The 24,794-nt window shown below is 58.0% G+C and carries 22 protein-coding genes and 1 tRNA gene; 10 read left to right on the top strand and 13 right to left on the bottom strand.

What is annotated here, in order from left to right; translation table 11 throughout:
* Positions 1-234: 234 nt before the first annotated feature.
* The 7 genes from NXC24_RS08475 to NXC24_RS08500 form a co-directional block, all read right to left on the bottom strand.
* Positions 235-843 carry an ImmA/IrrE family metallo-endopeptidase gene (locus NXC24_RS08475; protein WP_104822880.1) on the bottom strand — a complete coding sequence of 203 codons (609 nt, stop codon included), beginning with the start codon at positions 841-843 and terminating at the stop codon, positions 235-237.
* The gene (locus NXC24_RS08480; RefSeq protein ID WP_104822881.1) at positions 810-1,178 is read right to left on the bottom strand and encodes a helix-turn-helix transcriptional regulator; all 369 of its coding nucleotides are present in this window, start codon (positions 1,176-1,178) and stop codon (positions 810-812) included. The genes NXC24_RS08475 and NXC24_RS08480 overlap by 34 nt, the downstream gene beginning before the upstream one ends.
* Before the next feature lie 68 nt (positions 1,179-1,246).
* Positions 1,247-1,405, bottom strand: a complete 159-nt coding sequence (locus NXC24_RS35455; RefSeq protein WP_199773541.1) for a hypothetical protein — start codon at positions 1,403-1,405, stop codon at positions 1,247-1,249.
* Positions 1,406-1,989: 584 nt separating this feature from the next.
* On the bottom strand, positions 1,990-5,793 hold the full coding sequence (locus NXC24_RS08485; RefSeq protein WP_104822882.1) for a vitamin B12-dependent ribonucleotide reductase: 3,804 nt from the start codon (positions 5,791-5,793) through the stop codon (positions 1,990-1,992).
* A gap of 768 nt (positions 5,794-6,561) precedes the next feature.
* Positions 6,562-7,059 carry a xanthine phosphoribosyltransferase gene (gpt, locus tag NXC24_RS08490; RefSeq protein ID WP_104822883.1) on the bottom strand — a complete coding sequence of 166 codons (498 nt, stop codon included), beginning with the start codon at positions 7,057-7,059 and terminating at the stop codon, positions 6,562-6,564.
* Positions 7,060-7,350: 291 nt separating this feature from the next.
* Complete coding sequence (locus NXC24_RS08495; protein WP_104822884.1) at positions 7,351-8,193, bottom strand: universal stress protein; 843 nt, start codon at positions 8,191-8,193, stop codon at positions 7,351-7,353.
* A gap of 116 nt (positions 8,194-8,309) precedes the next feature.
* Entirely contained in the window at positions 8,310-9,083 is a 774-nt protein-coding gene (locus tag NXC24_RS08500; protein WP_104822885.1) for a competence/damage-inducible protein A, read from the bottom strand.
* A gap of 242 nt (positions 9,084-9,325) precedes the next feature.
* Here NXC24_RS08500 and wrbA point away from each other — a divergent pair, with 242 nt between their 5' ends.
* From wrbA to NXC24_RS08520, 3 genes are all read left to right on the top strand, one after another.
* Positions 9,326-9,925, top strand: a complete 600-nt coding sequence (gene wrbA, locus NXC24_RS08510) for an NAD(P)H:quinone oxidoreductase type IV (protein ID WP_104822887.1) — start codon at positions 9,326-9,328, stop codon at positions 9,923-9,925.
* Between the two features lie 234 nt (positions 9,926-10,159).
* Complete coding sequence (locus tag NXC24_RS08515) at positions 10,160-11,044, top strand: DUF4747 family protein (protein ID WP_104822888.1); 885 nt, start codon at positions 10,160-10,162, stop codon at positions 11,042-11,044.
* Positions 11,041-11,580 carry a hypothetical protein gene (locus NXC24_RS08520; protein WP_104822889.1) on the top strand — a complete coding sequence of 180 codons (540 nt, stop codon included), beginning with the start codon at positions 11,041-11,043 and terminating at the stop codon, positions 11,578-11,580. Before NXC24_RS08515 ends, NXC24_RS08520 begins: the two co-directional genes overlap by 4 nt.
* Before the next feature lie 101 nt (positions 11,581-11,681).
* Here NXC24_RS08520 and NXC24_RS08525 read toward each other — a convergent pair.
* Positions 11,682-11,767, bottom strand: a tRNA-Leu gene (locus NXC24_RS08525).
* A gap of 448 nt (positions 11,768-12,215) precedes the next feature.
* Here NXC24_RS08525 and ilvA point away from each other — a divergent pair.
* From ilvA to NXC24_RS08545, 3 genes are all read left to right on the top strand, one after another.
* Positions 12,216-13,466, top strand: coding sequence for a threonine ammonia-lyase (ilvA, locus tag NXC24_RS08530; protein ID WP_104822890.1), 1,251 nt, complete (start codon positions 12,216-12,218; stop codon positions 13,464-13,466).
* A gap of 37 nt (positions 13,467-13,503) precedes the next feature.
* Complete coding sequence (locus NXC24_RS08535) at positions 13,504-13,842, top strand: HlyU family transcriptional regulator (RefSeq protein ID WP_104822891.1); 339 nt, start codon at positions 13,504-13,506, stop codon at positions 13,840-13,842.
* Positions 13,843-14,089: 247 nt separating this feature from the next.
* Positions 14,090-16,096, top strand: coding sequence for an ABC transporter ATP-binding protein/permease (locus NXC24_RS08545; protein ID WP_104822893.1), 2,007 nt, complete (start codon positions 14,090-14,092; stop codon positions 16,094-16,096).
* Positions 16,097-16,282: 186 nt separating this feature from the next.
* Here the strand turns inward: NXC24_RS08545 and NXC24_RS08550 are convergent, their stop codons facing one another.
* The gene (locus NXC24_RS08550) at positions 16,283-17,059 is read right to left on the bottom strand and encodes an SDR family oxidoreductase (protein WP_104822894.1); all 777 of its coding nucleotides are present in this window, start codon (positions 17,057-17,059) and stop codon (positions 16,283-16,285) included.
* A 106-nt stretch (positions 17,060-17,165) separates the two neighbouring features.
* On the opposite strand from NXC24_RS08550, the gene NXC24_RS08555 reads away from it, so the two are divergent.
* The gene (locus NXC24_RS08555; protein ID WP_104822895.1) at positions 17,166-17,753 is read left to right on the top strand and encodes a TetR/AcrR family transcriptional regulator; all 588 of its coding nucleotides are present in this window, start codon (positions 17,166-17,168) and stop codon (positions 17,751-17,753) included.
* 57 nt (positions 17,754-17,810) lie between these two features.
* On the opposite strand, the gene NXC24_RS08560 is transcribed toward NXC24_RS08555, so the two are convergent.
* Complete coding sequence (locus tag NXC24_RS08560) at positions 17,811-18,425, bottom strand: FMN-dependent NADH-azoreductase (RefSeq protein ID WP_104822896.1); 615 nt, start codon at positions 18,423-18,425, stop codon at positions 17,811-17,813.
* A gap of 136 nt (positions 18,426-18,561) precedes the next feature.
* Between NXC24_RS08560 and NXC24_RS08565 the strand changes: the two genes are divergently transcribed.
* Positions 18,562-19,530 (top strand): LysR family transcriptional regulator, encoded by a 969-nt coding sequence (locus NXC24_RS08565; RefSeq protein ID WP_104822897.1) that lies wholly within the window; start codon positions 18,562-18,564, stop codon positions 19,528-19,530.
* 35 nt (positions 19,531-19,565) lie between these two features.
* On the opposite strand, the gene NXC24_RS08570 is transcribed toward NXC24_RS08565, so the two are convergent.
* The gene (locus tag NXC24_RS08570) at positions 19,566-21,554 is read right to left on the bottom strand and encodes a bifunctional 2',3'-cyclic-nucleotide 2'-phosphodiesterase/3'-nucleotidase (RefSeq protein ID WP_104822898.1); all 1,989 of its coding nucleotides are present in this window, start codon (positions 21,552-21,554) and stop codon (positions 19,566-19,568) included.
* 137 nt (positions 21,555-21,691) lie between these two features.
* Positions 21,692-22,051 (bottom strand): PilZ domain-containing protein, encoded by a 360-nt coding sequence (locus tag NXC24_RS08575; RefSeq protein WP_104822899.1) that lies wholly within the window; start codon positions 22,049-22,051, stop codon positions 21,692-21,694.
* Positions 22,052-22,225: 174 nt separating this feature from the next.
* Here NXC24_RS08575 and NXC24_RS08580 point away from each other — a divergent pair, with 174 nt between their 5' ends.
* The gene (locus NXC24_RS08580) at positions 22,226-23,035 is read left to right on the top strand and encodes an endonuclease/exonuclease/phosphatase family protein (RefSeq protein ID WP_199773542.1); all 810 of its coding nucleotides are present in this window, start codon (positions 22,226-22,228) and stop codon (positions 23,033-23,035) included.
* 16 nt (positions 23,036-23,051) lie between these two features.
* Here NXC24_RS08580 and NXC24_RS08585 read toward each other — a convergent pair whose 3' ends face one another.
* The gene (locus NXC24_RS08585; RefSeq protein ID WP_104822900.1) at positions 23,052-23,513 is read right to left on the bottom strand and encodes an Lrp/AsnC family transcriptional regulator; all 462 of its coding nucleotides are present in this window, start codon (positions 23,511-23,513) and stop codon (positions 23,052-23,054) included.
* Positions 23,514-23,663: 150 nt separating this feature from the next.
* Between NXC24_RS08585 and ald the strand changes: the two genes are divergently transcribed.
* Positions 23,664-24,782, top strand: coding sequence for an alanine dehydrogenase (ald, locus tag NXC24_RS08590; protein ID WP_104822901.1), 1,119 nt, complete (start codon positions 23,664-23,666; stop codon positions 24,780-24,782).
* Positions 24,783-24,794 lie beyond the last annotated feature (12 nt).

Here is a 24,794-nt window from a genome sequence, read left to right on the forward strand (position 1 = left end):
GCTTACACTGAAGCCTCTGAACCAGGTATTTAGTTCTCGTAGATGGGGATCATTGCGCGACAAGCCTTTTAAGGCTTAAGGCCAAAGACTCGAGATCTGATCTTAGCCACCTTTGGCTATCAATCTTTCATATCTAACAGGGTGAAAGCCAACATCTCTCGTCCGGAAAACGGCAGGCTAGAGAACCTTCTTAGCTTAGACCGGTGAAAATCCTTTAGGCATGCGTCATTGAAATTAGAGATCCAGTAAGCCTTGTTGTGTCGATCGCCTTGCCGCCAGACGTAGCGAGTGAACCTCCTGCCATTTCGACATCGTAATATTGCCCCGCGAGATACGAAGGGGGACGCCGGTACGAGCGGCCAGCACTTCAGGCTGTTCGCGATGCTCAAACGCGATGTGTGGAGGGAGTAGAAAATGTCTGGCGAACATATCGGCCTGGTCTTCGGTGCTTTCCCTCGCATTCATGTGCTTGAACCGCTGGACCGCTCCGTTCGGATCTTTGTGCATCTGCACGTTTCGTTCACGATGTAATAGGTAGTGGCCAAGTTCATGCGCCAGGACGAAGCGCGCTACAGGGTCTTCGTCGCAGGCAGCACGATAGAGGGAGCGCCTCACAACGATGCGATCGTTGTGAGGCTCGGTTACCGCGTCTTCCTTCAGCTCGTCATCGCGAACGATCACGAGCCTGAAGTTGGGATACCGTTCGACGAGTTTGAACTCTAGAATCGCTACGATGTCGACCCGATCAACGTGCGCAATCTGGAACTCGTGTCGGTACTTCAGGGTTTCGGCCATCATCTCAGGGGTGGTCAGTCCTGTGGATGTGAAGTGGTCCTTTGCCATTTTTCGCGATGCCTCTGCAAATTCACGATATTGGTCCCACCAGTTTCGGCGATGGTCGTCTCAGTCGTCGCTGCCGCGACCTTTGCCCGTTCGTTTCGCAGAATCTTTGCGAACGTTCCGACGTCTAGCCCGTAGAATTCGCAAAGCCGCTCACGATCGGTCTCGGAGCCGACGTCATCGCCATATTCAAGCTGACTGATGATGTCTTCTGTGACACCGGATTTTTCCGCCACTTCACGAAAACACCAACGGCTGGTCTGGCGCTGCCGACGGAGCATATCGCCGAAAATCTTGAGTGCCGCCACAATACAAGGGTCTACTGTGTCATCATTCATTGATAACCTCACACGATAGGAAACGGTCTAAGAGTAATAAGGCGCTCCTTACGAAGCGCCTTCCTTACTTATTTTCGACGGCTGGGCTCGCCTTTGGTGTCGCCGTAACCGGGCTTTGGAACGCGTTCGACAGTGGTTGTTCTCGGGCGGCGTTCAGCTTCCTTCACAGGAATGAACTGACCCGATTTTGAATCCCTGCCGACGTCGAACGTTTTTCTTTCAGACATTTCGAACCCTCCTGGGTTTGTGGAAATCTCTGAGCCAACTCGACGTAACTCCCGAATCCTCCTATAGTGCTCTTGCTTAAGGGCTGGCGGATCAAGGTCTGTCGGTCACGCGAATGCTCAAAGAATATTCGCGAGATGTCGTGGCCGAGATTGCAGTCTCGGTTGCGGCATCGCGGAGAAAAGATTCTCCGATTTTACTTCCTTTTGGATCAATCCTCCTTTCGTGTCTCCGAATCACTTTAAGTAAGGTAGCCAAAATCGCGGCTCCTGTAAATATAATTTCGTTAAAAATCTATTATTTTCAGTATTTTGACGCTGTTTGTTGAAGAGGAGTCTCCGAATCTGCGTTCAAGTTAAATGGTTTCAAGCTTAAAGCGATATGGGGCGACTCAACGTTTCTGTAAATCCGTTGAGTCGCCCCATAATTTACTGCATTTCACAGCTTATCTGCTGAATTTAACTTTTCATTGTTTAGGCAATTCGTCCACTCTGCAATTTCCTCTGCGCCTCGTATCCAAAATTCCAAAATTTCTATGCCACGGGAAAAGTTGGTTTGGACGCGACAATCGCGGTCAGGCGAATGCTTAGCTGCACCCGCTCGTCGCGCCGCACGTGTCGCACTTCTCGCAAGTTCCATTCCGAACCATCGTGAAGTTCTGGCATTCCGTGCACATGTTGCCGGTGTAGCCCTGCATGATGGAGCGGGCGCGGCGTTCGGATTCCAGTTTCTTGGCGTCCGACTTCGCCGTTGCCGCCTCATCCGCTGCCTTGTCGGTGAAGAGGGCAGTGGAGGCTTCTTCGTTTGCCAGTTCCTCTACGATCTCTTCAGCCAGTTCCTTGGCGCGTTCCTCGTAATCGCGCTTGAAGGCGACGACTTCCGAGGTGGAGACGGCGCTGGTCGGTTCGAGCTTGCGCGCGGTATTGCCAGCGATGGAGGTGATCGTCGCGCCAGAGGAGGCGCGGGCAGGGGCTGCCGTCGACGAACCCTTGACCTCGGCTGCCTGGCGCTCACCCGATGTCGGCACCAGCGTCGGCTTGTAGCCGCGGGTCAGGCCCTTGGAGACGACATCGGCCTTGCCTTCCGACACGCCGCGTCCGAGCGCCGTGTTGTTGAAGTCCGACGTATCGACGTGGGCGAGATCGTGACGGCCGAGATAGGAGATGGCGAGTTCACGGAACACATAGTCGAGGATCGACGTGGCGTTCTTGATCGCGTCGTTGCCGGTGACGATGCCGGCCGGCTCGAACTTGGTGAAGGTGAAGGCATCGACATATTCTTCGAGCGGCACGCCATATTGCAGGCCGAGCGAGACGGAGATGGCGAAGTTGTTGATGAAGGCGCGCAGCGCCGAACCTTCCTTGTTCATATCGAGGAAGATTTCGCCGAGACGACCGTCGTCGTATTCGCCGGTGCGCAGGAAGATGGTGTGTCCGCCGATCTTGGCCTTCTGGGTGTAGCCCTTGCGGCGACCGGGAAGCTTTTCCTGGCTGCGGACAACCTTTTCGATGACGCGTTCGATGATCTTTTCGGTGACGGTGACGGCCTGGGCGGCAGCCGGGGCCTGCAGCAGTTCTTCCACTGCATCCTCATCGCCCTCGTCGTCGATCAGCGAGGCGTTCAGCGGTTGGCTGAGCTTGGAGCCGTCGCGATAAAGAGCATTCGCCTTCAGGCCGAGCTTCCAGGAGAGCATGTAGGCGTTCTTGCAATCCTCGACGGTTGCTTCGTTCGCCATGTTGATCGTCTTGGAAATGGCACCCGAGATGAAGGGCTGGGCGGCGGCCATCATGCGGATGTGGCTTTCGACCGAAAGGTAGCGCTTGCCGATCTTGCCGCAGGGGTTGGCGCAATCGAAGACGGCGAGGTGCTCGTTCTTCAGGAACGGTGCGCCTTCCAGCGTCATCGCGCCGCAGACATGGATGTTGGCAGCTTCAATGTCCTTCTTGGAGAAGCCGAGATGGTCGAGCAGGTTGAAGCTGATGTCGGTCAGTTGCTCGTCGGAAACCTTCAGCGTGCCCTTGAGGAAGTCGGCACCGAGCGTCCACTGGTTGAAGACGAACTTGATGTCGAAGGCGCTCTTCAGCGCGGCGTTGACGGCCTCCACCTTCTCGTTGGTGAAGCCCTTGGCCTTCAGCGTCGAAGGATTGATGGCCGGCGCCTGGTTCAGGTTGCCGTGGCCGACGGCATAGGCCTCGATCTCGGCGATCTGGCTTTCGGAGTAGCCGAGCGCACGCAGCGCTTCCGGAACGGCGCGGTTGATGATCTTGAAGTAACCGCCGCCGGCGAGCTTCTTGAACTTCACCAGCGCGAAATCAGGCTCGATGCCGGTCGTGTCGCAATCCATGACGAGGCCGATCGTGCCGGTCGGCGCGATGACGGTGGCCTGGGCATTGCGGTAGCCATGCTGTTCACCGAGGCTCAGGGCCTTGTCCCAGGCAGCCTTCGCATGGGCAACGAGGTCCTGGTCCGGATTTTCGGCGTGGATCAGCGCCACCGGATTGACCGACAGGCCTTCATAGCCCGAGGTCTCGCCATAGGCGGCGCGGCGGTGGTTGCGAATGACGCGCAGCATATGCTCGCGGTTCGGCTTGAACATCGGGAAGGTCCCGAGTTCGGAGGCCATTTCGGCCGAGGTCGCATAGGCGATACCGGTCATGATCGCGGTCAGCGAGCCGGCGATTGCGCGGGCTTCGTCCGAGTCATAGGGAATGCCCGACGACATCAGCAGGCCGCCGATATTGGCATAGCCGAGGCCGAGGGTACGGTATTCGTAGGAGAGTTCGGCAATGCGGCGCGAGGGGAACTGCGCCATCATGACCGAGATTTCGAGGACGACGGTCCAGAGGCGAACGGCATGCTCGTAGTCGCCGATGTTGATGCGCTTCGTCGCCGCATCCTTGAAGGTCATCAGGTTCAGCGAAGCGAGGTTGCAGGCCGTGTCGTCGAGGAACATGTACTCCGAGCACGGATTGGACGCACGGATCGGGCCAGCGGCCGGGCTGGTGTGCCAGTCGTTCATCGTCGTGTTGAAGTGCAGGCCCGGATCGGCCGATGCCCAGGCGGCATAGGAGATGGATTCCCAGAGCTCGCGCGCCTTCACCGTCTTGACGACCTTGCCGTCCTTGCGGGCGGTCAGGTGCCAATCGGCGTCGTTCTCGACGGCGCGCAGGAAGTCGTCCTTGATCGAGACCGAATTGTTGGAGTTCTGGCCGGAAACGGTGAGATAGGCTTCCGAATCCCAGTCCGTGTCATAGGTCTTGAACTCGAGATCCTTGTAGCCCTGGCGAGCGAACTGGATGACGCGCTGAACGTAGTTTTCCGGAACCTGATCCTTCTTGGCGGCGCGGATTTCGCGCTTCAGGGCAGGGTTTTTGGCCGGATCGAAGCAATCATCATTGTCGCCTTCGCAATTGACGGCAGCCTTCATGATCGCCTTCAGGTGCTTGGCGACAATCTTCGAACCGGTGACGAGGGCGGCAACTTTCTGCTCTTCCTTGACCTTCCAGTTGATGTATTCCTCGATATCTGGATGGTCGATGTCGACGACGACCATCTTGGCGGCGCGGCGCGTCGTGCCGCCCGACTTGATGGCGCCGGCAGCGCGGTCACCGATCTTCAGGAAGCTCATCAGGCCGGAGGAGCGACCACCGCCGGAGAGCTTTTCGCCTTCGCCGCGCAGCAGCGAGAAGTTGGAGCCCGTGCCGGAGCCATACTTGAAGAGACGCGCTTCACGAACCCAGAGGTCCATGATGCCGCCTTCGTTGACGAGATCGTCCTCGACCGACTGGATGAAGCAGGCATGCGGCTGCGGATGTTCGTAGGCTGACTTGGACTTGGTGATCTTGCCGGTGAAAGGGTCGACATAGAAATGGCCCTGGCCGGGGCCGTCGATGCCATAGGCCCAGTGCATGCCGGTGTTGAACCACTGCGGCGAATTCGGTGCGACGCGCTGGGTGGCGAGCATATAGGCGAGTTCGTCGCGGAATGCCGATGCATCCTCTTCGGAGGAGAAATAGCCGCCCTTCCAGCCCCAATAGGTCCAGGTGCCGGCGAGGCGGTCGAAGACCTGGCGCGCATCGGTTTCGGAGCCGGTCTGGCTTTCCTTCGGCAGATCCTTCAGCGCCGCATCATCGGCCACGGAGCGCCACAGGAAGGAAGGAACGTCGTTTTCCTCAACCTTCTTCAGCTTGGCGGGCACGCCGGCCTTGCGGAAATACTTCTGCGCCAAGATGTCGGCGGCGACCTGCGAGAACTGCGCCGGCACGTCGATGTTTTCGAGGCGGAAAACGATCGAACCGTCAGGGTTCTTGATCTCGCTTGTCGCCTTGCGGAATTCGATCTCCGCATAAGGTGACTGGCCGGCCTTCGTAAATCGACGTTCGATGCGCATGATCCCTTACCTCAATTCGTTGGCGCCCGTCCTCGAAACGAAGGCGCAAAATTCCTGATCCGGCTTCGCGGTTTCAGCGCGCAGCCAGTGTTCAATCCGCTTCCTGACAGGAGGTGTCATCCGGAGATGTCTTTCCCGTATCTTGTGGTGATGGTGGCTGCAAACACTAAATATAGTATTAACAGCTTATTGCCGCCAGTCCCCGCATGTCTTTTTTTGGCAGCACCGATCTCGGCACAAAAGGCCTCCCTGGCGCCATCGATCATGATGATCGCCGTGAATCCAAATCCGATTTCGAGTTAAGGACCAGCCCCCGTTATTCCGTCCGGTCCAGTCGCCGCCGCAACGTCATTCATTAACTTTGAAAGACCCGATTCCGTCAAGGGGTGGTTTGCGACGGATTTTTAACCACAATATCTTGTGGGCTTGCCTGTGGAAATTGGGGAAACGCCAGGAGTCCCAAAGATTCAAGCGCTTGGCGGAAATTGTTCGTTCTCCGCGCGACCGCTTATGAGCCGAATACCACCGACGGCGGAATTAAAAGCGACAATATTGTGACCGTGGCCTTGAAACCATTGGCAGAGGGGCAAAAGCATGCAGCAACCCCTTATGATTCGCGCCGAAGCCCTTGAATCCCACGTAATCCTGGTATCTCGATAACCACTAAATATAGTGGGCGCTAACGCGCCCACATCTATTGCTGATGCCTATGTCCGATTTTGGCACACCGCACAGAATCACAACTGATTCGGGTGAGTCTCCTAACGGTCAGCCGCGATGACCCTTGGCGATCGGCTCCTGATAGGTGAAACCCATATCCCAGGGGAAATAGATCCAGGTGTCCTGGCTAACTTCGGTGATGAAGGTGTCGATGGTCGGCACGCCCTTCGGCTTGGCATAGACACAGGCGAAATGCGCATTTGGCAGCATGGTGCGCACTTCCACAGCCGTTTTGCCGGTGTCGGTCAGGTCGTCGATCACCAGCACGCCTTCGCCGCCATTGGTGGTGAGTTCCGGCGCGATACCCTTGAGCAGGTTCATTTCGCCCTGGCTGGAATAATCATGGTAGGAGGCGATACAGACGGTCTCGATCAGGCGGATATTCAGTTCGCGCGAGATGATGGCAGCGGGAACGAGGCCGCCGCGGGTGATGCAGACGATCGCCTTGAACTCGCGATTGAGTCCGGCAAGTCGCCAGGCAAGGGCGCGGGCATCGCGATGGAACTGATCCCAGGATACGGGAAAGGCTTTATCGGGCAGGGACATGGCTCTAAGGCTCCGGGAGGCAGAGGATAACAACGCACCGGCGCTGCCGGCGACCCTGAGCAGACCCCGCGACGGGCGCGGACCAAGGACCAAATCCTGAAACGCGATTCGCTGGCTCTCCGATCGAAGATGATCCCACCCAAACCATTTTGGACTTTAGGGATCACGCTCCGTGGACCACGCGAATGGGTTCCCTGGCGGGAATTCTCTCATCGGTCGCTGCTTTCTGCTGGATTTGCGCTCAAAAGGCAAGAGCGCCGCTGCACCGCACATCCGGCAGGCTTATGGGCATCAGCGCGCAAGCAGCGTCATCGCCGTCATCGATTGCAGCAGCGTCCGCGTCGTGCCGCCGAAAATCAACTGCCAGAGCCAGGAATGTGTATAGGCACCCATGACGAGCAGATCGATGCTATCGTCGGCGAGGCGATTTTCGATGACCTGCGATGGCGTCTTGCCGCCGCAAGTCGCCGTTTCCAATCTGGCACGAATGCCATGGCGGACAAGCGTGGCCGTAATCTCCACGCCGGTCTCTTTCGGCGAATGCGTCGAGCTGTCAGAGGTGTCGACGGAAAAAACCTCGACGGAATCGGCAGTCCGCAGGAACGGCAGGGCGTCGAAGGTCGCGCGGGCGGCTTCCTTCGATCCGTTCCAGGCAATCAGTACGCGATGGATCGGCTTCGGCTCGGTAAAGATGTAGGGAATGAGCAGCACGGGACGACCGCTTTCGAACAGGAAGCTTTCGACATCGACATGCGAGTCCGAAGATTTGGCCGGATCGGGCTGCACGGCGATCAGCAGATCGGCGCTACGCGCACTTTCCATCAGCGGCTCCGAACCATAGCCGACGGTGCTTGCAAAGTTGCGCCATTCATAGGCAAGTCCTTCGCGCTCCATTTTCGCGCGGAACAGCCGCTCGATCTCCACGGCTTGGCTGTGCGCCATGTCCTGCAGAGCCTGCACGGCGACCGGATCGGGGATCTCCATCGGCGCCACCAGCGGCACGGCCGAGACGATTTCCGCATGCAGACCCACGATATGCGCGCCATGCTCCTGAGCGAACGCGGCGGCGAAATCGACCGCCACCCGCGTATTGTCGGGGGTATCGAGTATGACCAGGATGGTTTTATAGGGCATGACGTGATCTCCCATGAGGAAAGGTCCTTATCGCTCCATTATATCAGTGTTCCGTCCGATAATAATGCGCTGATATGGCCGCGGTTCCCCAACGGGTTAAAAGCATTTGCTGAACGTCATGCCTCAGCGGACTGATTTTCCTTTGCTTTTGCCTGTCTGATTATTTCGATCATGGCGCGCACTTCGGCCGCGACAGTTTCAACCAGCTCGGCCGAGCGGCCCCGCACGACGATCTCGGTCGAGAAGGATTGGCCGATATAGCGCGGGTAGGATCCGATGCTGGTATCAGGATGGGCTTTCTGGATGGCGCCGAGCGGCGTGCCGATCTCGCCTTCGCCGTAAGGGCAGGAAATCGCCGTCGAAAGCATGCGGGTGCCGGTGCGCAGCGTCGGGACGACGTTGTCGAGCATCGCCTGAAAGACCTGCGGCACGCCGGCCATGACGTAGACATTGCCGATGTTGAAGCCCGGCGCGGTCGAAACCGGATTGGCAATATGTTTGGAGCCGACCGGCATGCGCGCCATCCGTTGGCGGGCCTCGGTGAATTCCATCTCGCGCCGCGCATACATCTCCGCCATCAGCCGCATCGCTTCGGCCTCATGTTCGCAGGCCACGCCGAAAGCCTTTGCAATGGCATCGGCGGTGATGTCGTCATGCGTCGGGCCGATGCCGCCGGAGGTGAAGACGTAATCATATTGCCCGCGCAGCGCGTTCAGCGCGGAGACGATGGCGTCTTCGTCGTCGGCGACAATACGGACTTCCTTCAGATCGATGCCAGACAGCAGCAAGACATCGGCGAGATGGCCGATATTCTTGTCTTTCGTCCGGCCCGAGAGCAGTTCGTCGCCGATAGCCAGCATGGCGGCGGTGACAATGGTTTCATTGGTCATGGAAATATCCGTGGAATTGCGCAGTAACGCGTTCGAAAAAACGTTTGAAATAGGTAGCGCCGTTTGCGGCGAATGCAAACTGACGTTTTCGTTTGCTTGGCGACGGTCGAAAAAGCAACTGCAAGTGAAATTTCGTCTTCATCGGGTGAACAGTGCGTTCCAGTTGCTGGGGCTGCGCCTTCGTTTTAGCGCTGATAGAAATCAGCCCGAAAATCAACGCGTCCAACAATTAGGAGACGTTCATGGCTAAGGTTCTGGTTCTCTATTATTCCTCCTATGGTCATATCGAGAAGATGGCCTATGCCGTCGCCGAAGGCGCAAAGTCCGCCGGCGCCGACGTAACCGTCAAGCGCGTACCGGAACTGGTGCCGGAAGAGGTGGCCAGGGCTTCCTACTTCAAGCTCAATCAGGAAGCTCCCATCGCATCGCCGGAAGAACTGGCCAACTACGACGCCATCATCGTCGGCTCCGGCACCCGCTTCGGCACGGTGACATCGCAAATGCGTAATTTCTGGGATCAGACCGGCAGCCTGTGGTTCGGCGGCAAGCTCGTCGGAAAGGTCGGCTCGGTGTTCACCTCCTCCGCGACCCAGCACGGCGGCCAGGAATCCACCATCCTCGGCTTCATCCCGACCCTGCTGCACCACGGCATGGCCGTCGTCGGCCTTCCCTATGCTTTCCAGGGCCAGATGGGCACGGAAGAAGTCAAGGGCGGTTCGCCTTACGGCGCTTCTACGATCACCAACGGCGACGGCTCCCGCCAGCCTTCGGAAATCGAACTGGAAGCCGCAAAATACCAGGGCGCCCACGTCGCCAGGATCGCGGCCAAGCTCGTCGCCTGATTTGATTTTCGACATTGCATGGAAACGAGGCGCGGCGAGAGCTGCGCCTTTTTTGTGTGCAGCAGTGCTTCGTCCTTGCCCATGGGTCTTGGAGGAGCTGCCTGCCGGACGCCGCCTCGGTAGCGCAGATAAAAATGAGGACAAACAAGCTTCTGCGAAAGGCAAAGTGTGATTTCACTTGCGGATTCTAAATCAAAATTACAACAATGACGTGAAATTAAACTGGAGTTTAAAATGTCGCGTCGATTTAAGCATGAAGTCGCTGCCGTAAATATACGCATCAATGACAAGGATCGGCGTGATTACCCGAAATTGATTGAAACACTTGCTAATCTCAAGCGGGGAGTGCGCGTACTAGGCAAGACTAATTTGGCGATCAATTACTTCGACAAAAAAACTCTTAGGGGGATCATTCTGAAATACGATGAACTTCCATCTGATGACGAATGGTTCAATACTGAGAATTTTGACGGCGCGTCGGAAGCCGATTTAGAGGAAATCGTTATTCCTGAAAGATTGAAACCAAATTACGCACGCTTCTATTTCGCCCTCGATGCTACGTTACACGTGGTGGCTTTCCAAACTTACGGGCGCTCCAAGGGCCTCAGCACGCTGGCGGTCGAAAAATATTTTAAGGGAGCTCTTCAGTTTATGGAGATCATAGACGCATTCGGTGATGTCGACGCGGATATCATGTCAGACCACGGCGCGGTCGACCGCATCCTCAATCTCGAAAATTTGAAAGAGCTGGAACTTATAATTCGTCCGCCCAATTCCGACGATATAGGGGAAACACTCGCTCACGTAATCGAAGAGCGCCTTCGTGAGCAAAATGCAGACGAGTATCGCGAACGCCTGAAGACCAAGGGAAAAAAGCGTATTGAGCCTAACGAACGTACTCGTGCTCTCGCGCACGTGGCAGCGCAAAACGGAGAGGTGAAAGCGAAAAACCAAGAAGGTGGCGCGCAGGTGACCTACAATTCAGATGAGTCACCGTTGAAGGAAATGAGAACCACGGCAGAGAGCGGTCAAGACCTCACGATGTTTAACATCCTCTCGAAATTGATTTTTCAAACAGTCGAGGCTTTCCGTCAAAGACAGAAAAGTGCAAATCCATGAGTAGCGGAACGGGGCTGATTGAAAATCTTAAGATAGTCTACGAAAGCTATGGGCGCTTTAAGAGCTTCTATCGCTCCGGCTACACGTGGGTCGCACTTGTCTTTACCGCGCTATCATGGCGCACAGCCGTCGATGGAACATGGGTTCAACTGGCCTTTCCAATTCTGCCGACGCTGGCGGGCTTTTCGATCGCTGCCTATGCCGTTTACTTCTCTGTGCTATCGGAAAAAGAACGAGCGGCACTACAAAAGCCGGATCCTAAGCTGAATAATCGGTCGCCGCTTTTGATCCTCGCCAGTGCTGTGTCACATGCGGTTTTTGTCCAAGTCGCTGGCATCCTTCTCGCGATAGTTTTCAACGCAAAACCGTTTCCAACACCTACCGGCTACGCAGATTGGGCTCGCTATACGAATGTAGTGATTTCATTGATTGGCCTTTTCCTGACGATTTACGGAATTCTACTGATATTGGCGTCAGTGCTTTCGATCTTCCGTATTCTGTATATCAAAACCAACGTGAGCAATCAGGATCATTAGCGCGTCCCGTCGCGTTGTCCCTCCGCGGCCCCGCACGTAGGCCACCGATGTGCACATATAATCGGTCGCTTGAAGGATAAAGTTTCCATTTGATTTCAATATGGTGCGGACGACGGGGGTCGAACCCGTATAGCCTAAGGCCGAGGGATTTTAAGTCCCTTGCGTCTACCAATTTCGCCACGTCCGCGTTTTCGCGATTTCAATATCTTGCACGGTCTGATTTGGGAAGCTTCGGAACACAGATTTTTGAATTCTGAGCGCGAACGCATCCCATCAGCCGAATACCTTGATGAGGACTGGCGTCAGCATCCGCTCTATATCTGAGAGTGTGGCTCACAAGCGAAGCCCGCCGGCACCGGGGAAACCGGATTGGAGCGGGCCTCTGACCATCATCATGATGGCTGGCTTGCATTGGAGGCGGGCCTTTGCTTCCTGTCAATTCGAAGATTTTGCGTTGCGACCGGATGTAACACGGTGGCGCGAAATGTAGCAGTTGCGCGTTGGATGGTCGTAGCTGTCGATTTGTGGTGTGGCAATGTCGCTTGGGCAGGTCGGAAAGCGTAACAAAGAGGCTTTCTTTACTCATCTTTCCTGTGTCATAGCGAAGGTGGATTGAACAGGAACGGACCAAGACCGTGGACAAGCAGGATGTTCTCGACGCCACCGAGGCCATGCGTGGCCTTTTTTCCGCAACGCCGCTGCAACTGAACGAGCATCTTTCCGCTCGCTACGGTGCGGAGATCTGGCTAAAGCGCGAGGATCTGACGCCGGTGCGCTCCTACAAGATCCGCGGCGCCTTCAATTTCTTCCGCAAGGTGATTGCCGAAGGTGGTACGGGCAAGACATTCGTCTGCGCTTCGGCCGGCAATCATGCGCAGGGTTTTGCCTTCGTCTGCCGCCATTTCGGAGTGCCGGGCGTGGTCTACATGCCGGTGACGACGCCGCAGCAGAAGATCGACAAGACCCGTATGTTCGGCGGTGAATTCATCACCATCAAGCTGTTCGGCGATTTCTTCGACCAGTGCTACCAGGCGGCGCGCGAGCATGTGCAGCAAATTGACGGCGTCATGGTGCCGCCGTTCGATCATGCCGATATCATCGAGGGGCAGGCGACGGTTGGTGCCGAAATCGCCGAGCAATTGCCGGAGGGCGTCTTGCCCGACCGCATCGTGCTGCCCGTCGGCGGCGGTGGATTGGCGGCTGGTATCACCGGCTTTTTTGCCGATCGCCTCGCCAAGGACGCATTCGTCTTTGCCGAGCCGGCGGGAGCACCGAGCCTCAGGCGCAGCATGGAGGCGGGGCAGGTGGTGACGCTGGCGAAGGTCGACAATTTCGTCGACGGCGCAGCGGTCGGTCGCATCGGCGACCTGAATTTTGCGGCCCTGAGAAGTTTTGCGCCGGAGCAGGTCATGCTGATTGCGGAAAATGCCATCTGCGTGACGATCACCGATATGCTGAATGTCGAAGGCGTCGTGCTGGAGCCGGCTGGCGCGCTGGCGATCACCGCGCTTGAGCAAATGGACCGTGAGAGCATCCGCGGCAAGACGATCGTTGCGGTCGTCTCCGGCGGCAATTTCGATTTCGAGCGCCTGCCCGATGTCAAGGAGCGCGCCATGCGCCATGCCGGGCTGAAGAAATACTTCATCCTGCGGCTGGCTCAGCGTCCCGGCGCGCTACGCGATTTCCTCAATTTGCTCGGTCCGGACGACGATATCGCCCGCTTCGAATATCTGAAGAAGAGCGCCCGCAATTTCGGTTCCATCCTGATCGGTATCGAAACCAAGCATCCCGACAATTTCAAGCAACTGGTCGAGAATTTCGAGCGTGCCGGCATGGGCTATCAGGACATCACCGAGAACGACATTCTGGCGAACCTGATTATTTAACTTTGCCACCCCACGTCCTTCATGCTAAAGGCGATTCATGGCTTCGATCTTGTCGAATATTTTCTCGATCTTCACCGGCGGCGCTTCGACGACGAGCGCCGAAAAGACCGGCGGTCCCTCCGTCACCGCGGAGCCGCAGGAGCACAACGGCTGCACGATCTATGCGACGCCGCAGCGCGAAGGCAATCAGTTCCGCCTGATGGGCCGGATCGAGAAGGAAGTGAACGGCGAGGTGCTGGTGCGCAATTTCATCCGCGCCGATGTTTTCACCTCGTCGGACGATGCGCTTGAATCGACTTTCCGCAAGGCGCAGCAGATCATCGACCAGAACGGCCCCTCTCTGTTCGGCGACGGCGAAAAGGTTCGTCAGGTCTGAGTTCAGGGACTGGCTCGAACGACAAAGGCCGGATGGCCTGGCCTATCGGAAATGCGGAACTAAAGCAGATATTGATGTCGAACCGCTTGCAGCACAGACACTGCGGGCGGTTTTTCCATTCGACTGACGGCATTCTCAAGCGTTCGAGTGGCGACGGACTGATTTTCTCGACAAGCCCCCCGCGACCGCCATTCGTCTTCGACACCGGCACCATGAAACCTTTCGATTTTTAAGCCGTTGTTGCGCTATGACCGACGCTAAAATCAATCCGAAATCGGTCGACGGCACTCAACCGCACGGTGCCGAGAAGTCGCGCCAAGGGGAGGGATCGACCGTCGAGGTCGCGCCGCCGCCAGATGTGATCGAACCAGATCCAGAGCTCACGCCTGAGGAGGCCGAGCAGGCGCGCAAGCGGTATTTGCTGAGGCGCTTCTGGATCAGCGCGCGTGGTTACTGGGGTCGCGGCGGCGACCGGCTCTCTTGGCCGTGCACGATCGTGCTATTGGCCCTGATCGGCATGAATGTCGGCTTCCAGTATGGAATTAATATCTGGAATCGCGCAATTTTCGACGCAATAGAGCAACGCAATGCCAGCACCGTCTATTTTTTGAGCGCCGTATTCCTGCCACTCGCGTTGGGAAGCATGACCCTCGTCGTTACACAAGTCTTCCTTCGGATGGCGATTCAGCGCCGCTGGCGTTCCTGGCTGACGACCGCAGTCATCGCGCGCTGGCTCGCAAACGGCCGCTACTATCAGTTGAACCTCATCGGCGGCGACCACAAGAACCCCGAAGCGCGCATTTCGGAGGACTTGCGGATTGCTACCGAATCCCCCGTCGATTTCATTGCCGGCGTCATTTCCGCATTTCTGTCGGCCTCGACCTTCATTGTGGTGCTTTGGACGATCGGCGGTGCCCTGACCCTGACGATCGCCGCTACGACGGTCACTATTCCCGGCTTTCTCGTCGTCACCGCGGTCCTCTACGCCGCGATCACGTCTAGCTCTATGGCGATCATCGGCCGCCATTTCGTCCACGTTTCCGAGGTCAAAAATCAGGCGGAAGCCGAATTTCGCTACACGCTGACACATGTGCGGGAAAACGGCGAGAGCATCGCATTACTCGGCGGTGAGGAGGAGGAGCGTAGCGACCTCGACAAGACCTTCGCCAATGTGCTCGGGCAATGGGCGCTCCTTGCCCGCCAGCACATGCGTACGACGCTTGTGTCGCAGGGGTCGAGCCTGTTTGCGCCCGTCGTGCCGATTTTGCTTTGCGCTCCAAAGTTTCTTGAAGGCAGCATGACCCTTGGGCAGGTCATGCAGGCTGCCTCTGCCTTCGCCATCGTCCAGAGCGCCTTCGGATGGCTGGTCGACAACTACCCCCGTCTCGCCGATTGGAATGCCTGCGCACGGCGCGTCGCTTCGCTGATGGTATCGCTCGACGGGCTCGAGCGCGCGGAGCAGAGCGACGCTTTGGGACGCATCAAGCACGGCGAAACTGAGGGCGATGCGATGGTCAGCCTGAACGATCTCTCCGTGTCGCTTGACGACGGCACCGCCGTGGTCAAGGAAACACAGGTCGTGATCGAACCGGGCGAGCGGGTGCTGGTGGCCGGAGAATCCGGCTCAGGCAAGAGCACGCTGGTGCGGGCCATCGCAGGTCTCTGGCCGTGGGGTGACGGCAGCGTCGATTTCCACGCCGACAGGCGGTTGTTCATGTTGCCGCAGCGGCCTTACATCCCTTCCGGGACACTTCGCCGCGCCGTTGCCTATCCCAGCGCCGCCGATAGCTGGACGCTGGATGAGATCAAGGCGGCCCTCGACAAGGTGGGACTCGATTATCTGAACGAGAAGATCGAGGAAGAAGCGCCATGGGACCAGACGTTGTCGGGCGGCGAAAAGCAGCGGCTCGCCTTTGCGCGTCTCCTGCTGCACAATCCCGATATCATCGTGCTGGATGAAGCAACGTCAGCACTCGATGAGAAGAGTCAGGACAAGATGATGGAGACGGTGATCAAGGAATTGCCGAAGGTCACCATCATCAGCGTGGCGCACCGCGCCGAGCTGGAAGTCTTCCATAGCCGCAAGATCACGTTGGAGCGGCGCGAGGGCGGCGCAAAGCTTGTGAGTGATATCGATCTTGTCCAGCGGGCAAGAAGACCGAATGTGCTTTTGCGCCTTTTGGAGAACCCGCGCTCCCTCCCGAAAGGCAAAGCGACTTCAAGCAAAACGGCGCCGTCTTCGAATAAAAATTGAAGTCCGCCCGGTTGGGGGTTCCAAAGGCTTGGGCGAGGCTCAGTTGGAGGAAGTGCCTGTCGCACGCTCGAAGCACGGAAGGGCTTTTGTCAAAAAAGTCGGTCGCATAACTTTGAGTTCCGCGACCGATTTTCTGCGACAGCAATTACCAGTGGCCGAATATAGGCCTTGCTTTCTCCGATCCGTTTACGCCGTGCGGAAAAGCTTGGCACCCGAGGGAGCGCTGGTCGCGCCGCCGTCGACGGTGATTTCGATCGCCGTGACGTTCCGGGAATCGTCCGATGCGAAATAGAGGGCAGCGTTGGCGATCTCGTCGGCTTCGCTCATGCGGCCAAGCGGGCTCAGGCTACCGAAACGGGCTTCGAGGGCATCCTTGGCATCTTCCGTCATCGCCCGTGTGTTCCAGATCGGCGTCTTGGTGGCGCCGGGCGTGACCTGGTTGACGCGGATGCCGCGCGGGGCGAGTTCGGATGCCAGGTTGCGGGTCATGGCGCGGACGGCACCCTTGGTGCCGGCATAGGCGGAGTAGCCGGGGATGCCGAGAACAGCGTGCACGGAACCGTTCAGGATCACCGAGGCGCCGTCGTTCAGATGCGGCAACGCAGCCTGCACCGTAAAGAAGACGGCGGTGAAGTTGGTGCGCACCACCGTCTCGAACTGCTCAAGCGTGGTCCTTCCAACGGCGGTTTCGCCGGCAATCCCCGCATTGGCGAAGACGATGTCGAAATTGCCGAGCTTCTGAGCCGCGTCGGCGAAAGCTTTCTCGGTGGCTGCAACGTCGGTGACATCGACCTGCAGTGCCAGCACATCGCCGCCAAGCTCTTCAACGGCGGCGGCAAGGGTCTGTGGATTGCGGCCGGTGATGGCGACCTTGGCGCCTTCGGCGAGGAAGAGGCGGGCGGTGGCCAGCCCGATGCCGCTGTTCCCACCTGTGATGATGGCAACCTTGTTCTTGAGACGCATGTTCGTAGCTCCTATTGGCTTTGATCACGATCTGGATTATGATCGTTCTCTATAAGGATTATGATCATAATCTACATTCGTCAAGGTAGATCGAGGAGATTTTTCGATGGGTCATTCTCAGTTGGAGAAGCAGAAGACGCATGAGCGCATCGTGACACTTGCCGCCAAGCGCCTGCGGGAGGAGGGGCTGGAGGGTATTGGCGTTGCCGATCTGATGAAGGAAGCCGGCCTGACGGTCGGCGGATTCTACAAGCATTTCGCCTCCCGTGACGAACTCGTCGCTGAAGCCGTCCAGGTGGCGGTGGAATCGTGGCGGCGGCAATTGGAGGGGAAGGGGATCGATCCGGCGGATATTTCTCTGGAGGACTATGCCGACGATTATCTCAGCACGCTACATCGCGACCACCGCGGCGAAGGCTGTGCCTATGCAGCGTTGACGGCCGATATCGCGCGCAGCGGCGATGCCGTGCGAACCATTGCAACGGAAGGGATACGGAAAAACTTCGAAACGATGGCCGCGCGCCTGCCGCACCAGGATGCCACGGAGATGCGGCGCAATGCCATTGTCGCCTCATGCTTGATGAGCGGCGCGGTCGGCCTTGCGCGCATCGCAAACGACGAAGAGCTCTCCCGTGAAATTCTGGAGGCTGCGAAGAGCTTCTTGAAGGAACTGGCGACAGACGGCCGGAAATAAAAAATGCGGCCGGTGGGGGACCGGCCGCTCGCAGGGAATTGCGATTGTTTTGAAAGCTTAGGCGGCAAGTGCCAGTTCGGTTGCGCGGGCTTGGGCAGCGCCGATCGCCTTTTCAGCGGCTTCCGGACCGAAGGCAAGGCCTTCGACATAGACGGTCTCGACTTCGGTGATGCCGATGAAGCCGAGAACCGACTTCAGATAGGGAACGGCATGATTGAGCGGGGCAGCCGGACCTTCGGAATAGACGCCGCCGGAAGCGAGCACAATATAAGCCTTCTTGCCGGTCACCAGACCCTTGGGGCCGGTTTCCGTGTAGGTGAAGGTGCGGCCGGCGCGGGCGATGTTGTCGATCCAGGCCTTCAGCGACGAATAGATGTTGAAGTTGATGAGACCGGTGCCGATGACGACGGTGTCGGCGGCAAGCAGCTCGTCCACGAGTTGGTCGGAAACCTTGACGGCTTCGGCCTGCTCGGGCGTGCGAGCCTCGACCGGGGTGCGGATGGCGGCGGTGAAGAGTTCATCGATATGCGGCAGCGGCGCAGCGGCCAGATTGCGATGGACGATCGTCTTGCCCGGGTTCTGGGCCTTGATCTTGTCGGCAAGCTCGCTGGCGATCTTGGTGGAAAGCGAGTCGCTGCGCGGGCTGGACGTCAAAAGCAGAATAGAGGACATGGTCGTGTTCCTTTTCAATGAGTTGCGAGAGCCAGGCAGGGAGGCCAGCCATCGTTCGAGAAAAGAAATAAGTCTGCAGTGCCATCGAAAAAACTGTGATAATATGGATTGGAATTATCGATAGAATGGATGGCCCATGCTTCCCAATCCGACCCTCGACCAGTTGCAGGTCTTTCTCACCGTTGCCGAATCCGGCAGCTTTTCCGCCGCATCGCGAACCTTAAACCGTGCGCAATCGGTCATCAGCTACACGATTGCCAATCTCGAGGCCCAGCTCGAGGTACCGCTATTCGAGCGTTCCGGCTCCCGTCAGCCAACATTGACGGACGCGGGCAAAGCTATGCTGGAAGATGCGCGTCGTATTCTCGGCGATCTCGAAGTGATGCGTGCGCGCGTCAAAGGTTTGAAGGCGGGACTTGAATCGGAAGTGGCGGTGGCCATCAGCGTCATGGTGCCGATACATGCCACCGTCGACGTGTTGAGCGAGTTTCGCGAGCGCTTCCCGCTCGTCTCGCTTCGGCTCGACACCGGCGAACTCGGCACGATGATGGAACTCGTCGCCAGCGGTAAGTCTACGATCGGTATTGGTGGCGCGGTGTTCAAGAAGGATGATTCGCTGGTCGTCGAGCGTATCGGGCACTCCTTCATGCTTCCGGTCGCGTCGCCCCATCATCCACTCGCTCAGATTGGGAGGCCGTTGACGCTTGCCGATGTGCGGGAGGAGGTGCAATTGGTCGTTACCGATGCCTCCGGTCTCACGAGTGGCAAAGATTTCAACGTCCTCTCCTACAAGATCTGGCATGTCAGCGATATCGCGACCAAGCATCAATTGATGCGCGGCGGCCTCGGCTGGGGCGGGCTGCCGGCTTCGCTCATCATGGAAGACCTACAGAAGGGACGGTTGGTGCCTCTGGCCCTCGATGCGTACGACCAGAGCGAATATCCGATCTACGCCGTCCACAAGCTTGCCAGTCCTCCCGGTCCCGCCGCTGCCTGGATGATCGAAGCCTTCAGCTCGCGCCTTTCGCGATGCCCGAACCAGGCGGATTTCAAGGCGGCCGTCGAAATGTGTCATCCGAACGAGAAGCCGTTGGCGGCGGAGTGAAAACCCTCCCCCGCGCGGGGGGAGGGTCAACGGAATCAGAGTACCAGCCGGTAATTGCGGAAGCCGTCGACACCTTCGCCGGCGTCCTCGATCTTCACGCTCTTCACATCAGCGAGGAAATCCTTAGCCTTCGGTGAGCTCTGGAACAGAACGGTCGTGCCCGGCAGCGGCTTGAAGGTCCAGTTGCCGTCAGCGGTCGGATTGATCGTGCCCTGGTCATGGACATAGCGGACGATAACGTCGCGGTTAGTATCCGGAGCCTGATAGACGACCTTATCCGAAGCGATTTCCGGGAAGTTGCCACCACCGCCGGCGCGGTAGTTGTTGCTGACGACCAGGAATTTCTGAGCCGGATCGATCGGTTTTCCGTCGAACTGCAGGTTCCGGATGCGATTTGCGTCGGCATTCAAGACCTTGCCGTCATCGCCGAAGCGGCGCGGCTGCGAGAGGTCGATCTGGTAGGTGACACCGTCGATGACGTCGAAGTTATAGGACGGGAAACTATTGTTGATCAGATCCGCATCCTTGGCGCCCGGTTGGACCTGATTGAACATCGCTGCGGACATTTCCAGCCAGTTCTTGACCTGCGCGCCGTTGATGACGACCGCCTGCACCGTATTTGGATAGAGGTAGAGGTCGGCGACGTTTTTGATGGCGATATTGCCGGCGGGAACGTCGGTATAATAGTCGGCGCCGTTGCGGCCGCCGCATTTGAAGGGCGCAGCCGCCGAAAGCACAGGCAGATCCTTATACTGCGTCTCCTTCAGCATGTTCTTGATGTACCAGACCTGCGCCTGGCTCACGATCTGCACCGACGGATCGTCGGCAACGAGAGCAAAATACGAATAGAGCGGCGCAGAGGTCTTGCCGACGGGCGTGCGGACATAGGTCAGCGTCGCCTCATGCTCGGCCTTTGCCGCTTCCACCACTTCCTTCTTGTCGGCGACATCGGCGATGACCTTCTTCTTGTCGTCGCGGTGATAGATCGGCCGTGCTTCGGAGGTGAAGTCGACGATCTTCCAGCTCTTGCCGTCCTTTTCGAGCAGCAGGTCGATCAGACCGAGATGCGAGCCCCAGAAACCGGCCATGACGGCGGGCTTGCCGTGCAGCGTGCCCTTCACCGGATCGGCGCCCTTGATACCGTCCCAGGTCTTCGGGCCAGGGAAGACGAGATGCTGGTGGCCGGTGAAGACGGCATCGATGCCGTCAACTGCCGCAACGTAGAGCGAGGCGTTTTCCATCTTGTCGCTCGGGCCGCTGCCGTCGATGCCGGAATGCGAGAGGGCGATGATGATGTCGGCGCCTTCTTCCTTCATGACGGGTACCCAGGCCTTGGCAGCCTCGACGATGTCGCGCGTCCGTGCCTTGCCTTCAAGGTTCTTGATGTCCCAGAGCATGATCTGCGGCGGCACGAAGCCGATGAAGCCGATCTTGATCGTGTTCTCATTGCCGGCGCCATCTTTGATCTTCTTGTCGAGGATCAGATAGGGCTTGAAGAACAGGTCGTCCTTCTTCGGGTCGGAGGCAAGCTGGCCCTTGGTCAGATTGGCGCAGACGAAGGGGAAATTCGCTCCGCCCAGAACCTTGAACATGAAGTCGAGGCCATAGTTGAACTCGTGATTTCCGAGCGTGCCGACCTCATAGCCGAGCGTGTTCATTGCCTTGATGACGGGATGGACGTCGCCGTCCTTCATGCCGTGCTGATAGGCCATGTAGTCGCCCATCGGATTGCCCTGAAGCACGTCACCATTGTCGATCAGCAGCGAATTGGTGGCCTCGGCACGGATGTTGTCGATGATCGTTGCCGTGCGCGACAGACCCATCGTGTCGTTCGGCTTGTCGGCGTAATAGTCGTAGGGGAAGACGTTGACGTGAATGTCCGTCGTTTCCATGAGACGCAGATGCGCCTGATTGCCGGCGGCGCGGGCGGCAAATGGATGCAGCACGATCAGCGCGGCGGTGGCGCTGAGGCCCTGCAGCAAAGAACGGCGCGACATGCTGGGCAATTCCAGAATGGAAGACATGAAACACTCCTTCAACAATGAATCCATGATCCCTCGATCACCTTTCGGGGCGAGGGAGATTAAGACGATTTTTGAAGGTGTGCACTAGTAATATGACAGACTTATTGTGGCTTCGGCGCCAAGGAGCGAAGAAGCCGTCAGCGTTTCAGAACCGGCTGTATGTCCTTGTGGAAAAAGCGGAAATAGGAAGCAACCTGCGCCGACGCATTGGAGGAGGGGTCGAACTCGATACCGATCCGGCCGCTATGGGTCCAGCGCACGATGCCATCCAATACGCCGATGTCGTCGCATTCGACCCGGACCTTGCTGCCGGCGGCGGCATGGATCGGCGATTGCAGGTCGAGCGCGATGCCGCCGGTGGAAATATTGACCACACGGCCGGTAACCGCCTTGGCGAAATATCGGACCCGACCCATCAGACGGGCATACTTGCGCGGCGAACGCCTCGCTTTGATTTTCAGATTGTTTTCAGTAAGCGGTTTTGAAATCGGCTGCATAACTGACCTCGATGCCTGTGTCTGACAATTCCGGATAGCAGGTAGGCGTTGAAAGGTGCTTAGGACGATCGGTAAAATTGACAGGATCCGTTCCGAATCGGGACCTGTTGCTTTTAATGTTTCAACTCCGGACTTTCTTATGGAGGTCGAGCGGGAGTTTTGGAGAAAGAAGAAATGGCGTTGCGCATCGTTTCGCTGAATGTGTGGGGTGGCCTATTGCATGAACCGCTCATGCAGTACCTAGTCGATGTCGACGCGGATGTTCTGTGCCTGCAGGAGGTCACGCGCACCAAGGATGCACCCTCCGAATGGCTGGTCTATCGCGACCACGGCGTCGAACTTCCGCAACGAGCCAATCTTTTTGAGGAGATCGCCGCTGCCCTGCCCATGCACGACGCCTTCTTCTGTCCGACAGCGCGAGGCGATGTCTTTGACGGTGATCGGCGGATAGCCTCCGAATTCGGCCTAGCAACCTTTGTCCGTAAGTCCTATCCGGTCATCGGCCAGGCGTCGGGCTTCGTACATGGGGAATTTTCGGCCGACGGCTGGGGTCCGCACCCGCGGTCGCGCAACGCCCATTGCATCCGCATCTTCGATTACGAGGGCGGTTTCCCCGTCACCATCGCCCATATGCATGGCCTGCGCGATATCGATGGCAAGGGCGACACACCGGCTCGCCGTCATCAGGCGGACGCGTTGGTGGAGCTCATCCGGCATGTTCACAAGGGCAATGAGAGGCTGGTCGTCTGCGGCGACTTCAATGTCCTGCCGGGGAGCGTAACCTTCGATTCCCTCGGAGCATTGGGGCTTTCCGACCTCGTCACCTCGCGCGGTCATCGCGATACACGGACTTCCTATTACCGCAAGGAGCCGCGTTTCGCCGACTATATGCTGGTGACGTCCGCGGTGGAGGTGATCGAATTCGACCCCGTCGCCGAGCCGGAAGTCTCCGATCACCGCGCCTTGCTTCTGGGTATGCGATAGCTCGACCAGCCGCAGCTCAGAGCCCGACATTCGGCCGGTCGATAATCTCGCGCAGCGCGAAGCTGGAATTGATCTTCACCACATGCGGCAAAGCGGAGAGCCAGTCGCGGTGGATGCGTTCGTAATCTTCGAGATCGCGCGCCGCGACGCGCAGGATATAGTCGTATTCGCCGGACATAAGGTAGCAGACGAGCACGTTCGGGCAGCGTTTCACCGCCGTTTCGAACTCCGACAGCGTCTTGGCGAACTGGCCGGAGAGCGAGATATGGACGATGGCGATCATCTTGTAGTCCAGCGCCTTGTGCGACAGCCGGGCATGATAACCGCCGATAACGCCATTTTTCTCCAGAATGTCGAGCCGGCGCGAGCAGGCTGAAGGCGACAGGCCGACCTTTTCCGCAAGCTCGGCATTGGTGATCCTGGCGTTCTGTTGCAGTACTCCCAAAATCGCACGATCGATGGTGTCTATATCCGGCATTCGAAGATCTTTCGAAAAAATTGGCTTAAACGCAATAATCCACGAAAAATGCTTGTTCGGCAAATTGTCTTTGCAAGGACATTTCAGGGCGAAAGTGGTCTCATCCGTACCGGAACAGTTGCAAACCGGAAAAGCATTCAGGAGGAGCAAATGCGCGTAGGTTGTCCGAAAGAGATCAAGAATCATGAATATCGCGTCGGTCTGACGCCTGCATCCGTTCGCGAATATGTGGCCCATGGTCATGAGGTCTGGGTCGAGACCAAGGCGGGCGCAGGTATCGGGGCCGATGACCACGCCTATATCGCCGCCGGCGCCAAGATCGCCGCCACCGCGAAGGATATTTTCGAAAAGTGCGACATGATCGTGAAGGTGAAGGAGCCGCAGCCTTCCGAATGGTCGCAACTGCGCGATGGCCAGCTTCTCTATACCTATCTGCATCTCGCGCCCGATCCGGAGCAGACCAAGGGCTTGATCGCCTCCGGCGTCACCGCCATCGCTTATGAAACCGTCACTGATGAGCGTGGCGGTCTGCCGCTGCTCGCGCCGATGTCGGAAGTTGCCGGCCGTCTGTCGATCCAGGCGGGCGCCACCGCGCTGCAGAAGGCCAATGGTGGTCTTGGCATCCTGCTTGGCGGTGTGCCCGGCGTTCTGCCGGCCAAGGTTGCCATCATCGGCGGCGGCGTCGTCGGCCTGCATGCGGCCAAGATGGCGGCCGGCCTCGGTGCCGATGTCAGCATTCTCGATCGTTCGCTGCCGCGTCTGCGCCAGTTGGACGATATCTTCAACGGCCGTGTTCACACGCGCTATTCCAGCATCCAGGCGCTGGAGGAAGAGGTCTTCGCCGCCGATCTCGTGATTGGCGCCGTATTGATCCCCGGCGCGGCGGCGCCGAAGCTTGTCACCCGCGAAATGCTGTCCGGCATGAAGAAGGGCGCCGTTATCGTCGATGTCGCCATCGACCAGGGCGGTTGCTTCGAAACCTCCCATGCAACCACCCATTCCGAACCGACCTATGAGGTCGACGGAATCGTGCACTATTGCGTCGCCAATATGCCGGGGGCGGTTCCGGTCACCTCGGCGCAAGCGTTGAACAATGCCACCATCTATCACGGCCTCGCGCTCGCAGATCGCGGCCTGCGCGCCATTGCCGAGGACAAGCACCTGCGCAACGGCCTCAACATCCACAAGGGCCGTGTCACCAACAGACCCGTCGCCGAAGCGCTCGGCTACGAGGCCTTCGCCCCGGAAAGCGTCTTGAACGTGGCGTAAATCCCATCGCGC

Source organism: Rhizobium sp. NXC24, assembly GCF_002944315.1.
Lineage (GTDB): Bacteria > Pseudomonadota > Alphaproteobacteria > Rhizobiales > Rhizobiaceae > Rhizobium.